At 53.2% G+C, this 13,269-nt stretch carries 12 protein-coding genes; 6 read left to right on the top strand and 6 right to left on the bottom strand.

The window, feature by feature from the left end:
• Window positions 1-297: 297 nt before the first annotated feature.
• Window positions 298-936: a bifunctional 4-hydroxy-2-oxoglutarate aldolase/2-dehydro-3-deoxy-phosphogluconate aldolase gene (locus HMPREF2726_RS07595; protein ID WP_009312371.1), complete on the top strand. Its 639-nt coding sequence runs from the start codon at window positions 298-300 to the stop codon at window positions 934-936.
• A 315-nt stretch (window positions 937-1,251) separates the two neighbouring features.
• Here HMPREF2726_RS07595 and HMPREF2726_RS07590 read toward each other — a convergent pair whose 3' ends face one another.
• On the bottom strand, window positions 1,252-2,562 hold the full coding sequence (locus HMPREF2726_RS07590; protein WP_009312370.1) for a sulfate adenylyltransferase subunit 1: 1,311 nt from the start codon (window positions 2,560-2,562) through the stop codon (window positions 1,252-1,254).
• A 192-nt stretch (window positions 2,563-2,754) separates the two neighbouring features.
• Between HMPREF2726_RS07590 and HMPREF2726_RS07585 the strand changes: the two genes are divergently transcribed.
• The gene (locus HMPREF2726_RS07585) at window positions 2,755-4,389 is read left to right on the top strand and encodes a CTP synthase (RefSeq protein ID WP_003768576.1); all 1,635 of its coding nucleotides are present in this window, start codon (window positions 2,755-2,757) and stop codon (window positions 4,387-4,389) included.
• 125 nt (window positions 4,390-4,514) lie between these two features.
• Here the strand turns inward: HMPREF2726_RS07585 and HMPREF2726_RS07580 are convergent, their stop codons facing one another.
• From HMPREF2726_RS07580 to HMPREF2726_RS07565, 4 genes are all read right to left on the bottom strand, one after another.
• Complete coding sequence (locus tag HMPREF2726_RS07580; protein WP_036529480.1) at window positions 4,515-5,432, bottom strand: lysophospholipid acyltransferase family protein; 918 nt, start codon at window positions 5,430-5,432, stop codon at window positions 4,515-4,517.
• A gap of 221 nt (window positions 5,433-5,653) precedes the next feature.
• A complete protein-coding gene (locus HMPREF2726_RS07575; RefSeq protein ID WP_003757987.1) occupies window positions 5,654-6,094 on the bottom strand; it encodes a TIGR01244 family sulfur transferase in 441 nt (146 codons plus the stop codon).
• Between the two features lie 36 nt (window positions 6,095-6,130).
• The gene (locus tag HMPREF2726_RS07570; RefSeq protein WP_009312368.1) at window positions 6,131-6,823 is read right to left on the bottom strand and encodes a hypothetical protein; all 693 of its coding nucleotides are present in this window, start codon (window positions 6,821-6,823) and stop codon (window positions 6,131-6,133) included.
• A gap of 64 nt (window positions 6,824-6,887) precedes the next feature.
• Complete coding sequence (locus tag HMPREF2726_RS07565; RefSeq protein ID WP_009312367.1) at window positions 6,888-8,651, bottom strand: M61 family metallopeptidase; 1,764 nt, start codon at window positions 8,649-8,651, stop codon at window positions 6,888-6,890.
• 329 nt (window positions 8,652-8,980) lie between these two features.
• Between HMPREF2726_RS07565 and ccoN the strand changes: the two genes are divergently transcribed.
• The 4 genes from ccoN to ccoP are packed head-to-tail and all read left to right on the top strand — an operon-like array spanning window position 8,981 to window position 12,622.
• Window positions 8,981-10,414, top strand: coding sequence for a cytochrome-c oxidase, cbb3-type subunit I (gene ccoN / locus HMPREF2726_RS07560; RefSeq protein ID WP_174263541.1), 1,434 nt, complete (start codon window positions 8,981-8,983; stop codon window positions 10,412-10,414).
• A 23-nt stretch (window positions 10,415-10,437) separates the two neighbouring features.
• A complete protein-coding gene (gene ccoO / locus HMPREF2726_RS07555) occupies window positions 10,438-11,049 on the top strand; it encodes a cytochrome-c oxidase, cbb3-type subunit II (RefSeq protein ID WP_003757996.1) in 612 nt (203 codons plus the stop codon).
• Window positions 11,050-11,053: 4 nt separating this feature from the next.
• Window positions 11,054-11,224: a cbb3-type cytochrome oxidase subunit 3 gene (locus HMPREF2726_RS07550; RefSeq protein WP_003757997.1), complete on the top strand. Its 171-nt coding sequence runs from the start codon at window positions 11,054-11,056 to the stop codon at window positions 11,222-11,224.
• A gap of 30 nt (window positions 11,225-11,254) precedes the next feature.
• Entirely contained in the window at window positions 11,255-12,622 is a 1,368-nt protein-coding gene (ccoP, locus tag HMPREF2726_RS07545) for a cytochrome-c oxidase, cbb3-type subunit III (protein ID WP_094113245.1), read from the top strand.
• A 78-nt stretch (window positions 12,623-12,700) separates the two neighbouring features.
• Here the strand turns inward: ccoP and HMPREF2726_RS07540 are convergent, their stop codons facing one another.
• Window positions 12,701-13,072: an NADAR family protein gene (locus HMPREF2726_RS07540; RefSeq protein ID WP_070602865.1), complete on the bottom strand. Its 372-nt coding sequence runs from the start codon at window positions 13,070-13,072 to the stop codon at window positions 12,701-12,703.
• Between the last annotated feature and the right edge of the window lie 197 nt (window positions 13,073-13,269).

Raw genomic sequence — 13,269 nt, 5'->3', positions numbered from 1 at the left:
TTCGATATACAAGGTCGGATTCTTGAATCCGACATTATCAGGACATTTATCGGATACAAGTATCCGAATACAGCCTCTAAAGGTCGTCTGAAACTTAAACCGCCATCCCGTTTGAACGCATCAGACGTAGCGTGCTTTGCCCGCGAAAACCAAAGACGTAGGTCGAATCCGACGTTATCAGGGTATTTGTCGGATACGGGTATCCGAATACAGCCCCAAAGGTCGTCTGAAAACTTAAACCCCCATCCCGTTTGACCTCAACAAAAACGACAACCCCATCCCACCTGGAGAATCGAAATGTCCAAACTGACCCCCCGCGAAATCCTGAGCGCCGGCGCAGTCGTGCCCGTCATGGCGATTGACGACTTGAGTACCGCCGTCGATTTGTCCCACGCCCTTGTCGAAGGCGGCATCCCCACCCTCGAAATCACCCTGCGCACTCCCGTCGGCCTCGACGCCATCCGCCTGATTGCCAAAGAAGTGCCCAACGCCATCGTCGGCGCGGGTACGGTTACCAATCCCGAGCAGCTTAAAGCCGTTGAAGACGCAGGCGCGGTTTTCGCCATCAGCCCAGGTTTGCACGAATCCCTCGCCAAAGCCAGCCACAACAGCGGCATCCCCCTGATTCCGGGCGTAGCCACTCCGGGCGAAGTCCAACTGGCTTTGGAACACGGCATCGATACCCTCAAACTCTTCCCTGCCGAAGTCGTCGGCGGCAAAGCCATGCTCAAAGCACTCTACGGTCCTTATGCCGACGTGCGCTTCTGCCCGACCGGCGGCATCAGCCTCGCCACCGCGCCCGATTACTTGGCGCTGCCCAACGTCTTATGTGTCGGCGGCTCATGGCTGACCCCGAAAGAAGCCGTGAAAAACAAAGACTGGAACACCATCACCCGCCTCGCCAAAGAAGCGGCGGCGTTGAAACCCAAAGCCTGATGCTTTAAAAGGTAAGCCATAGAATCCATCTTGTCCGCCTGTTAAGGCGGGTCAAGTAAGGCAAAGGTCGTCTGAAAATCCGATTTTGGATTTTCAGACGACCTTTTGTCATGCATCCAAATAAAAAATGCCATGCCGCGATTCCGTATTTAATCCGCTGTAATTTTCTACCGCGTTGGATGAGGACAAGGCAACGCCGCAGGGCTTAAAGCCAGCCTGCCATATTCCCTGCCTTAATCTGCCATACTAAAGAGGTCGTCTGAAAATCCAAAATCGGTTTTTCAGACGACCTCTTCGGTTCAAGATGATCCTGTTTCAAATTTCAAAACTGTCTGCTTGGTCAGCCTTGCGTATCATGCCTGCGGCGACGGTGTGGTTGGTGGCTTCGTCTATCAGGATGAACGCGCCGAGGGCGTGGTTTTCTTCGTAGGGCGCGGCGGCGATCGGCTGCTGGGTTTTGAGGCTGACGCTGCCGATGTCGTTGAGTTTGAGCGTGTCGGCGGATTCGACGCGGCTGAGGGTGTTCACGTCCAAAACGTAGGAAATCGCGCTGATTTTGACGGGGGTGGTTTGGGTGGTGTGTTTCAGCAGGTATTTGCGGCGCAGGTTGAGCGGGATGTCGTCGAACCAGCACAGCGCGGCTTGAAACTGCTGTTCGGGCGCGACGGGGCTGTCGGCGGCGGCGATGCTGTTGCCGCGCGAGATGTCGAGGTCGGTGTCTAGCGCGACGGTCAGCACTTCGCCTGCTTCGGCAGATTCGGTTTTACCGTTTGGATTGTAGATTTCGGCGATTTTGGCGGTATGTCCGCTAGGTAGGACTTTGATTTCGTCGCCTGTTTTCAGACGGCCTGCTTCCAGCCTGCCTTGATAGCCGCGGAAGTCGTCGCTGCTGCTGCCGTCTTGCCGTGCGACGCGCTGCACGGGGAAGTGGGCGGCTTGGTCGGCGGCGTTTTGACGGTTGACGGGCAGGCTTTCGAGTAGGGGTAACAGCGGTAAACCTTGATACCACGGGGTTTGGCTGCTGGCGTTGACGATGTTGTCGCCTTTTAACGCGCTGATGGGCAGGAAGTGGATTTGGGCTTGGAGGCCGATTTGTTCCACCAGCTTGCGGTAGGCTGCGGTAATGGCCTGATATTTAGTTTCGTCGAAGTCGAGCAGGTCGAGTTTGTTGACGGCGACGATGATGTTAGGGCAGCCCAAGAGTTTCAGAATCGCGCTGTGGCGTTTGGTCTGTGGCAGGAGGACGGGTTCGCTGCCGGAAAAATCGACGCGCGTTGCGTCTATCAAGACGATGGCGGCATCGGCGGTTGATGCGCCCGTTACCATGTTGCGGGTGTATTGTTCGTGTCCGGGCGTGTCGGCGATGATGAATTTGCGCTTGGGCGTGGCGAAATAGCGGTAAGCGACATCGATGGTGATGCCTTGTTCGCGTTCGGCGGCAAGACCGTCGGTGAGGCTGGCGAAGTCGGGCGTTTCGCCGTTTTCGGCGGCGCGGTTGAGTTTGTCGAGCTGGTCGGTCAGCAGGGTTTTGCTGTCGTAGAGCAGGCGGCCGATGAGGGTGGATTTGCCGTCGTCGACGCTGCCGGCAGTGATGAAGCGCAAAAGCGGGGCGGTGGTTGCGGTCATGGTTCTTTCCTTAATTCTCGGATTGCTCGTTACTTTAATGAGGTCGTCTGAAAATGGGAAAGAATGCTTGGTTTTAAAAAAAGATGATTTCGTTATATTCGGGCGGTTTCTTTCGGGCGGCGTCGGCTTCCCGCGTTTGCCAGAAAACCCGCTTAAAGGTAAAATCCCGTATTCCAACATGGGTACTGCATCATGACTAAATTTATTTTCGTAACCGGCGGCGTCGTATCTTCACTCGGAAAAGGTATCGCCGCCGCTTCTATTGCCACCATCCTCGAATCGCGCGGTTTGAACGTGACCATGCTCAAGCTCGACCCCTATATCAACGTCGACCCCGGCACCATGAGTCCGTTCCAGCACGGCGAAGTGTTCGTCACCGACGACGGCGCGGAAACCGACCTCGACTTGGGACACTACGAACGTTTCATCAACGCCACCATGACCCGCCGCAACAGCTTCAGCACGGGGCAGGTGTACGAAAACGTCATCGCCAAAGAACGCCGCGGCGACTACCTCGGCGGTACGGTTCAAGTCATCCCGCACATTACCGACGAAATCAAACGCCGCATCCACGAAGGCGCGGCGGGTTACGATGTCGCCATCGTCGAAATCGGCGGTACGGTCGGCGACATCGAATCGCTGCCGTTTTTGGAAGCCATCCGTCAGATGCGCAGCCAGTTGGGACGCAACAACACTTTGTTCGCCCACTTGAGCTACGTCCCCTACATCGCCGCCGCAGGCGAAATCAAAACCAAGCCGACCCAGCATACCGTTAAAGAAATGTTGAGCATCGGTTTGCAGCCCGACATCCTGATTTGCCGCATGGACAGGAAAATGCCCGCGGACGAACGCCGCAAAATCGCCTTGTTCTGCAACGTGGAAGAGCGCGCGATTGTCGGCAGCTACGACGTGGACAGCATCTACGAATGCCCCGAAATGCTGCACGACCAAGGCATCGACAACATCATTACCGAGCAGTTGCAGCTGAACGTACAGCAGGCGGATTTGACCGCGTGGAAAAAAATCGTCCATGCCATCAAAAATCCGAAACACACCGTCAAAATCGCCATGGTCGGCAAATACGTCGATTTGACCGAATCCTACAAATCGCTGATCGAAGCCTTGAAACACGCGGGTATCCACACCGAAACCGACGTGCAAATCACCTTCGTTGACAGCGAAAACATCGAGAAAAACAACGGCGACGTTTCCATGCTCAAAGACATGGACGCCATCCTTGTTCCCGGCGGCTTCGGTTCGCGCGGCGTGGAAGGCAAAATCGCCGCCGTGCGTTATGCCCGCGAAAACAACGTGCCGTACCTGGGCATCTGCCTCGGTATGCAAATTGCGCTGATTGAATACGCCCGCGACGTCGCAGGCTTGAAAGGCGCGAACTCTACCGAGTTCGACCTCAAATGCGCCGCGCCCGTCGTTGCTCTGATTGACGAATGGCAAACCGCCGACGGCAGCGTCGAAACCCGCGACGAATCCGCCGATTTGGGCGGCACCATGCGTTTGGGCGCGCAAGAGGTTGAATTGAAAGCAGGCAGCCTTGCCGCCAAAATCTACGGCAGTGAACACATCCGCGAACGCCACCGCCATCGCTACGAAGTCAACAACAACTACGTTCCTACGCTGGAACAGGCAGGTTTGGTCATCGGCGGCGTATCTGCCGGACGCGAACGCTTGGTCGAAACCATCGAACTGCCAAACCATCCTTGGTTCTTTGCCTGCCAGTTCCACCCCGAGTTCACCTCCAACCCGCGCAGAGGTCATCCTTTGTTTACCGCGTTTGTCAAAGCTGCGTTGAACAATAAAAAAGGTTGATGCCCGACAAAAGGTCGTCTGAAAAGAGAAAAAGCACCTCGATTGGGGTGCTTTTTTGTGTTGGTATGGCGATGTTTTGAGAAACCGGGCATCAGCCGTCTTTTCAGACGACCCGCAAGGAATGTTCAATCCTGTACGTCTTCAGGTTTCCAGCCGGGTTCCGGTTTCCAGTCGGGAGAAAGCGGTGCGCCTGCGGGCTGTTTGTAGCGGTTGTACATAAACAGATACTGGGTCGGGAAGCGGCGTATCCAGTATTCGGTGTTTTCATTGATAATCTGCGCGTCGTGTTGTTTGTCGCCGTTCAGCTCGCCGCGCATAGACTCGATGTGCAGCACAAATCCTTTGCCGTTCGGCAAACGCTCGCCGCAGAAAAACAGCGCCTTTACGCCCTTGACTTGTGCCAGTTTGCCCGCCAGCGTCATGGTGTAGGCGTATTTCCCGAAAAACGGCACCCAGACGCCGTCGCCGCCTTCTTCGGGAGAGGGGGCGTGGTCGGGCAAGACAATCGTGGCTTCACCGGAACGCAAAGCCTTAATGACTTGTTTGACCCCTTGAATATTGGTGGGGGCGGTTTTTCCTTTGCCGCGAACGCGCCCCGCCTGCATGACGGAATCCAAGGCTTTGATTTTGGGTGGTTTGTACATGGCAGTCAGCGGGAACGGAAGCTGCTGGCTGATATAGCGTCCGGCGAGGTCGTAGCTGCCGATGTGCGGGGTAATAAACAACAGTCCTTCTCCGGCGTCCAAAGCCGATTGGACATGCTCCCAGCCGTGCACTTCTTTAAACAGCGTTTCAATGCTTTCAGGTCGTCTGAAAAAGGCCACGGGCAATTCCAGCCCGCCTTTCGCCGTTTCACGGAAAACGGCTTTGACTGACGAAGGCTCGGGATTCAATCCGGCAAGCCGCATATTGTCGAACACACGCTGCCGGTCGCTTTTGAGCAGATAATAGCCCAAGCCGCCCGCCGCATTCCCCAGCGCGTGTAGAAGCGGCAAAGGCAGCGCCGCAAAGCATTTAAACAAAAAAGTGAGCAGGATTTGCATAATAGATTGATGAGATGGAACGGGGGGATTGTAAATGAAAACGGCAGGTCTGGATATTGAGTTTCATCCGGATGTATCGGATTACCACAATGTTTAAAATATCGGATGCGTTCATTCGGTTCGCCAAACGGCATAACGTAAAAAGGTCGTCTGAAAACGGTTTCCATTTTTTGAAACGGTATTTTCAGACGACCTTTGCTTTTGGCTAAACGGATAGCGTGTTACGCCAGCCCGTTTTGTTGCGCGTCTTGCAGACGGGCTTCGAAGTTGCTCAGGTTGACGCCTGCTTGTTGTGCGGCAGCGACGACTTCGGCGACGCTTGCGCCGTTTTGCACCTGATGATAGCCCCAGAGCAGGGAGCAGCGGGTGCCGGTGCGGCAGTAGGCGAGGACAGGTTGGGGAACGCTTTTGAGCAGGTTTTGGAAAGCGGCGACATCGGCGGCGTTGATGGCGGGCGCGACGACGGGCTGATGGTGGTGTTCGCGGATGCCTGCGGCTTCAAGCCAGCTTTCGACTTGTTTGAACGAGGGTTGGTTTTCTTCTTCGCCGTCGGGACGGTTGCAGATGACGGTTTGGATACCGAGTTTGGCGGCTTCTTGAACGTCGGCTTCGGTCAGCTGCGGGGCGATGTAGAGGTTGTCGGCAAGTTTTTGGATAGACATGGGTTTTCCTTTTCTACGTTTGACGATGGATTGATTTTAGTCGTCTTGAGGGGCTAACAGGGCTTGTTCCAATCGTTTTTTATTGGCTTCGGATTGTTTTTGTATGTATTGGCGGACAATGCTGTCAATCGCCGTATCTTGTTCCATATTGGATCGGGTTGACCAAATGGCAGAGGCAAGTGTGAGGTCTACATGGTTGGGGCGTTGGGCGGCAGCCGTTTGGGCTTTGATGATGTAGTCGACGATACGCTCGACTGCTTTCGGGTTGCCGGTGGCAAAATAAGTTACCCAATGAAAATCCAGTGATGCAGGGGAAATGATGGGTTCTTGAAGCGGATGGAAGCTTTTGTTTTTTTTGAGGTTGTTTTTAAGCTCGATATCTAATGTCAGGCTGTTAAGGCAGGTTTTGGCTTGATTCGTGCCTGTCAGGGTGAGGGTGTAGGCGGCAAAGGTTAGGGCGTCGCCTTGGTAGGTTCGGATGTTGTCACACCAAATGGTGCTGCCTTGGGGGTATTTTTGTAGCGCTTGCGTCCCCCATGCAAGGGTGGTTTCGCGCATGATATCGGCTTTGACAAGCTGGTCCATCAAAGAAGCAGCGCGTTCGGCAGAGGGATTTTTGTAGAAGACGGCGATATCCTTTCCTAGTTTATCTGCCGAATCTGATTTGGGGGCGGCTGCGGCGTGCAGACTGAGTAACAGGGCGGTCATGCTGACAAGGATTTTTTTCATGGTTGTTTCTTTCAGAGTTGATGTTTCAGACGACCTTGATCCGGCACTTGAGGTCGTCTGAAAATCAGGCTTGGTCATTATAAAGCCAGTTTTCAAATAATTCGCGGTCGGTAATGTAGAGGACGGCGGTGTCGGCTTCGGCGGCTTGAACGGTGATGTCGGCGACGTACAGGATACCGGTGCGGAAGTAGTGGAGGCGGGCGGTGGCGCCGATGGGGAGTTGCGCCCACTGTGCGGCAAGGTCGGTACAGGCGTAGCCGTCGATGGCGATGATTTTGTCCTGCGGGCAGAGGGCGGCGTTTTCTGCGCTGCCGCCGTTGAAGACGTGGGTCAGGGTGGCGTGGTCGCTGCTTTGTTTGAACCTTGCGCCGAAGTCGGACGCGGGAGCGGGCGTTTCGGTTGGTGGTTCGGGCAGGAATGCGCCGCCGTGGCTGCGCGGTTGTGCCTGCCATTGCAGTCCGATGCCTATGGTGGCGAGGAGTTCGGCAAGGGGCAGGTCGGCGGTGGTGTAGAGGGTCGTCTGAAAAAAGTCTTCGAGGTCTAGGTCTGTAAATGCTTGGCAACGGGCTTGCCATTGTTTTTCGGGGATGCCTTGACGGGTGTCCAGCCAATCGCGGTAGTGTTGCTGCATGACGCTGTCGAGGGTGTGTCGTCCGCTGCTTTTACTGCGGATGGCAAGGTCGAGGCAGAGGGCGACGAGTGCGCCTTTTTGGTAGTAGCTGACGATGGCGTTGGGGCTGTTTTCGTCTTGTTTGTAGAATTTGTTCCAAGCGGTGAAGCTGGATTCGGCAAGGCTTTGTTTCAGACGACCTTTGGTTTGCTGCACGCGGGTGATGCTTTGGGCGAGCAGGCGCAGGTAGGCTTCGGGGGCGATGGTGCGGCTTCGGGCGAGGAAGAGGTCGTCGTAGTATGAGGTGATGCCTTCAAATGCCCAAAGCTGCTCGGTGTAGTTTTCGCGGTCGAGGTCGTAGGGGGCAAAGGCGGCGGGTTTGATAGATTTGACGTTCCAGGCGTGGAAGTATTCGTGTGAGAACAGTCCGAGCAGTTGGGTGTAGGCGTCGTTGGCTTCGGTCATGCCGTGCGGCGGCAGGCTGTGGCGGTCGGCGAGCAGGGCGGTGCTGCTGATGTGTTCCAGTCCGCCGTAGATGTTGTCGCCGACGTGGAGCAGGAAGAGGTAATGGGTGAACGGGGCAGGGGAGGGGAACATGGCCAGTTCGGTTTCGCAGATTGTGCGGATGTCTGACACGAGGCGGTCGCGGTCGAAATCGGGGTAGTGGCCGCTCAAGGCGATGCGGTGCGGGATGCCGCCGGCTTCAAAATCGAGAAATTCGATGTTGCCCAGTTCGACAGGGTGGTCGATTAAGTCGTGGTAGGAGGTCGTCTGAAAGCTGTGGATGCCGGTTTGGGGCAGGGTGGTGGCAATCCGCCATGTTTTCGGCAGGATGGGGAATTCGATTTGGTGCGCGCTGTTTTCTTGTCCGTTTACCTGCAAAAACAGGCACGCGCCGTCAAAGAATCCGCGTTCGGCAGTCAGAAACGAGCCGCGGACGGATAGGTCGTAGGCGTAAACGGTGTAGTAAATTTCCCACTCGCCGGACTGAGGGGCGGTGCGCCATCGGTTTTTTTTGACTTGGGTCAGATGGGCATATTCTCCGTTGCAAAAAGCGCGGATGGTGGTGATGTGGCGGGAAAAATCGCGTATCAGATAGCTGCCGGGAACCCAGTTCGGTAGGCTGATTTCTGTTTCCAAATCATGTTCTTGTCGGAAGGTTAGGCGGATGTGCCACTCGTGGGCGAGCGGGTTGGGGGTGATTTTGTAATTAATCATGACTATTAATGCATTTGTTAAATTTTATGAATAAAAAGGTCGAATTATGCAGTTTGATTTATATCGATAAAGTCCCCTTCAAAAGGGAGGCTTGAAAAAATAAAGTGGCGCTGTAGGGGAGGTTGTTAAATAATAATATGATTATAAAGTAAAAAATATAAAAAATCGATAAAGCCGCCAGATGGAGTGAAATGTAATTCCGCTTGGCTAGGCTTGTCTTATATGTTAAATTTAGAAAAATTTAAACCTAGCCCTTATTGCGTTTGTTCAAAACGCATACGGCAAAGTGAGATAAAAAATTTTTATTCCCATAATTCATGGAGACTCTCATGGACACACAAACTTATAACTACAAAGTGGTGCGCCAGTTCGCCATCATGACCGTAGTTTGGGGTATTGTGGGCATGTTGGTCGGTGTCATCGTTGCCGCCCAATTGTTTGCCCCGTCCCTTGATTTATCAGATGTCGGCCCTTGGTTCCACTTCGGCCGCCTGCGTCCGTTGCACACCAATGCGGTGATTTTTGCGTTCGGCGGTTGCGGTCTGATGGGTACATCATACTACGTTGTTCAACGTACCTGTAATGCACGCCTGTTCGGCGGTTGGCTGCCGGCATTTACCTTCTGGGGCTGGCAGGCAGTTATCGTTGCGGCAATCGTCAGCCTGCCTTTGGGTTATACCCAAGCTAAAGAGTATGCCGAATTGGAATGGCCTATCGACATCCTGATCGCTTTGGTTTGGATTGCTTACGCCATCGTATTCTTCGGTACGATTGCCAAACGTAAAATCAAACATATCTACGTTGCCAACTGGTTCTACGGCGGTTTCATTTTGGCCGTTGCCCTGTTGCACATCGTCAATAACCTGAGCATTCCTGCGGGCTTCATGAAATCCTATCCGGTTTATGCGGGCGCAATCGATGCTATGGTTCAATGGTGGTATGGCCACAATGCCGTAGGTTTCTTCCTGACAGCAGGTTTCTTGGGCATGATGTATTACTTCGTGCCGAAACAGGCGGGTCGTCCGGTTTATTCTTACCGCTTGTCCGTCGTCCACTTCTGGGCTTTGATTTTCACCTACATGTGGGCAGGTTCCCACCACTTGCACTATACCGCGCTGCCTGACTGGACTCAGTCCTTGGGTATGGTGTTGTCCCTGATTCTGTTCGCACCTTCTTGGGGCGGTATGATCAACGGTATCATGACCTTGTCCGGTGCATGGGACAAACTGCGTACCGACCCTATCTTGAAATTCTTGATCGTTTCTCTGTCCTTCTACGGTATGTCCACCTTCGAAGGTCCGATGATGTCCATCAAATCCGTCAACGCTTTGAGCCACTACACCGACTGGACCGTTGCACACGTTCATGCCGGCGCATTGGGCTGGGTGGGCTTCGTGACCATTGGTTCCGTGTACTACATGATTCCCCGCCTGTTCGGTAAAAATGAAATGTACAGCACCAAATTGGTGGAAGCGCATTTCTGGATTGCGACCATCGGCGTGGTTCTGTATATCGCCTCCATGTGGATTGCAGGGGTATTGCAAGGTATGATGTGGGGTTCTCTGAATGCGGACGGTACTTTGACCTACTCGTTTGTAGAGTCAGTTAAACGCACCATGCCTTTCTACATGATTCGTTTCACCGGCGGCCTGCTGTACCTGAGCGGTATGTGTATCATGGCATACAACGTTTACCGTACGGCCATCAGTGGCAAAGCGGTTGATGCCGAGATTCCCGCGGTGTCTCAAACCCAGCACCACTAAAAACATAAGAAAAGGCTACCAAAATGAAATTACAACAATTAGCTGAAGAAAAAGTCGGCGTCCTGATTGTATTTACCCTGCTTGTAGTCAGCGTAGGCCTGTTGATTGAAGCCGTGCCGCTGTTCTTTACTAAAGCTGTCACTAAGCCTATAGAAGGTGTGAAACCTTATAATGCTTTGCAAGTGGCTGGTCGCGACATCTATATCCGTGAGGGTTGTTACAACTGTCACTCTCAAATGATCCGTCCGTTCCGTGCGGAAACCGAACGTTACGGCCACTACTCCGTTGCCGGCGAGTCTGTTTATGACCATCCGTTCCAATGGGGTTCCAAACGTACCGGTCCGGACTTGGCACGTGTTGGCGGCCGCTATTCCGACGAATGGCACCGCATCCACCTGCTGAATCCGCGCGACGTTGTGCCGGAGTCCAATATGCCCGCTTTCCCATGGCTTGCCCGCAACAAAGTCGATGCCGAAGCAACCGTGGCGCATATGAAAGCCCTGCGTAAAGTCGGTACCCCTTACAGCGACGAAGAGATTGCCAAAGCGCCTGAAGCCTTGGAAAACAAATCGGAGCTGGATGCGGTGATTGCATACCTGCAAGGCTTAGGCTTGGCATTGAAAAACGTAAGGTAACATCATGGACGTAAACTGGGCCCGCTCGCTCTTTACTGTTTGGGTTTTTATCAGCTTTATCTTAGTGCTTTATATCGTTTTCAATCGACGAAATAAAAAGAACTACGATGACGCCGCCAACAGTATTTTCGAAAATGATGAGGATAAAGAGTCGTCTGAAAAAGACGGGCGATAACAGTTTAGTCCGTGATCACGGAGCAAAATAATGAACACATCACCCCAATTTACCAGTAATTTCTGGAATATATACATTGCAGTCATCGTCGTGCTCAGCTTTATCGGCTTGGCATGGCTGCTGCTTTCCCAAAACGTTGTGAAGCGTCCTAAAAAGGGCGAAGAAGTCAAAACGACAGGTCATCAATGGGACGGTATCGAAGAATATAACAACCCGTTGCCACGCTGGTGGTTTTGGCTGTATGTCTTTGTCTGGCTGTTTGGTATCGGTTATCTGGTCATGTACCCGGGTTTGGGCGATTATGAAGGCCAGTGGAAATGGAGCAGCCACGGACAATATGATCAGGAAATGGCTAAAGCAGATCAGAAGTACGGCAAAGTTTATGCCAAGTTTGCCAATATGCCGATTGAGCAAGTGGCAAAAAATCCTGAAGCACGCGCCATCGGTCAAAACCTCTTCAATACCTACTGTATCCAATGTCACGGTTCTGATGCCAAAGGTTCCAAAGGCTTCCCGAATTTGACCGACAACGATTGGTTGTGGGGCGGCGAACCTGAGAAAATCCACGAGACCATTGAAAAAGGCCGTACGGCGACGATGGCGGCATGGGGTCCTGCATTGGGTGAAGAGCGGGTAAAAGATGTGGCAAACTATGTCATGTCCTTATCCAAATCCAAAGACCAATACGATGAAGAACGTGCCGCACGCGGTAAAGTATTGTTCAGTGGTCCACCGGCAAACTGCTTTACCTGTCACGGCGATAAAGGCCAAGGTATCCAAGGACTGGGTCCGAACCTGACCGACAACGTATGGCTGTGGGGCGGTACTCAAAAATCGATTATCGAAACCATCACCAACGGCCGACACAGTCAAATGCCGGCTTGGGGTCGTTTCTTGGATAAAGACAAACTCCACATCATGACTGCGTATGTATGGGGTCTGTCCAATAAAGACGGTAAAGCGCCCGTGAAAAAAGCCGAACCTGCTCCCGCACCAGCACCTGCTTCTGCTGCTGCCGCATCATCCGCTGACGCTTCATCTGCGTCCGCACCTGCACAAGCTGAAAAAGCGGCTTCAGCAGCTGATGCAAAAGCGGCCGCTCCTGCCGAAGCCAAGCCGGCAGAAAAAGCAGATGCTTCTTCTGCAAAAGTGGACGGTAAAGCCGTTTTTGAAGCCAACTGTAAAATGTGTCACGGTGGTACCATCCCCGGTGCTCCAGGCATAGGCAAGAAAGACGAGTGGGCCCCGCGTATCAAACAAGGTAAAGATACCCTGCACAAACACGCGCTCGAAGGCTTTAACTCCATGCCTGCCAAAGGCGGTAACACAAGCCTGAGTGATGACGAAGTCAAAGCAGCGGTTGACTATATGGCCAACCAATCCGGCGCTAAATTCTAAACCATAGAAATTAAAACGCACCTTTTCATAAGGTGCGTTTTTTTATGGGGTCGTCTGAAGTTGCTTTTGAAGTTGCTTTCAGACGACCTGAAGTTCATCTCGTACTTTCATTAGCGCGAAACCAAGTAGGTTCAAACCCCGCCATTGCAATGGATTTTGGGCGCGTGGATCATCTTGGGCAAGTCCGATTCCCCAGATTGCGTCAACCGGGCTGGCTTCTACTAAGATACGGCTGCCGGTGCCAAGCAAAAAGCGTTTCAAATCGGGGTGTTGGATGAATTTGGCACGGTTGCCTTCGCAAACGATATCGAAGCGGCGGGCATTCCAAATGTCGTCTTTGAATCCAAGGACTTGTCTCCCCAAGTCCTTGGCTTGTTTGGGGTGGGCAGAAGCGATGATTTGGCGGCGGATATCGTCTGCGCCGAACAGCCTCGCCTTTTCTGCCATCATATAGTGTTCGGCAGTCGCATAGCGGATGCCGTCGATTCCGAAGGGCGCAGGTGAAGACGGCTTTATCTATCTCATTTTTATAGTGGCTTAACTTTAAACCAGTACGGCGTTGCCTTGCCTTGCTGTACTGTCTGTACTGTGCGGCTTCGTCGCCTTGTCCTGATTTAAATTTAATCCACTATATGTTTTGGCGTCTG

Source organism: Neisseria sp. HMSC074B07 (assembly GCF_001810355.1).
Taxonomy (GTDB): Bacteria; Pseudomonadota; Gammaproteobacteria; order Burkholderiales; family Neisseriaceae; genus Neisseria.
The sequence above is the reverse complement of the archived record's forward strand: the minus strand, read 5'-3'. Positions and strand labels throughout refer to the sequence as shown.

Coding starts and splice junctions, on each gene's coding strand:
- HMPREF2726_RS07590 (WP_009312370.1), bottom strand. CDS start 2,562: ATGACCGCAACCACCGCCCCGCTTTTGCGCTTCATCACTGCCGGCAGC.
- HMPREF2726_RS07570 (WP_009312368.1), bottom strand. CDS start 6,823: ATGAAAAAAATCCTTGTCAGCATGACCGCCCTGTTACTCAGTCTGCAC.
- ccoO (WP_003757996.1), top strand. CDS start 10,438: ATGAAATTACAACAATTAGCTGAAGAAAAAGTCGGCGTCCTGATTGTA.
- HMPREF2726_RS07575 (WP_003757987.1), bottom strand. CDS start 6,094: ATGTCTATCCAAAAACTTGCCGACAACCTCTACATCGCCCCGCAGCTG.
- HMPREF2726_RS07540 (WP_070602865.1), bottom strand. CDS start 13,072: ATGATGGCAGAAAAGGCGAGGCTGTTCGGCGCAGACGATATCCGCCGC.
- ccoN (WP_174263541.1), top strand. CDS start 8,981: ATGGACACACAAACTTATAACTACAAAGTGGTGCGCCAGTTCGCCATC.
- HMPREF2726_RS07585 (WP_003768576.1), top strand. CDS start 2,755: ATGACTAAATTTATTTTCGTAACCGGCGGCGTCGTATCTTCACTCGGA.
- HMPREF2726_RS07580 (WP_036529480.1), bottom strand. CDS start 5,432: ATGCAAATCCTGCTCACTTTTTTGTTTAAATGCTTTGCGGCGCTGCCT.
- HMPREF2726_RS07565 (WP_009312367.1), bottom strand. CDS start 8,651: ATGATTAATTACAAAATCACCCCCAACCCGCTCGCCCACGAGTGGCAC.
- HMPREF2726_RS07550 (WP_003757997.1), top strand. CDS start 11,054: ATGGACGTAAACTGGGCCCGCTCGCTCTTTACTGTTTGGGTTTTTATC.
- HMPREF2726_RS07595 (WP_009312371.1), top strand. CDS start 298: ATGTCCAAACTGACCCCCCGCGAAATCCTGAGCGCCGGCGCAGTCGTG.
- ccoP (WP_094113245.1), top strand. CDS start 11,255: ATGAACACATCACCCCAATTTACCAGTAATTTCTGGAATATATACATT.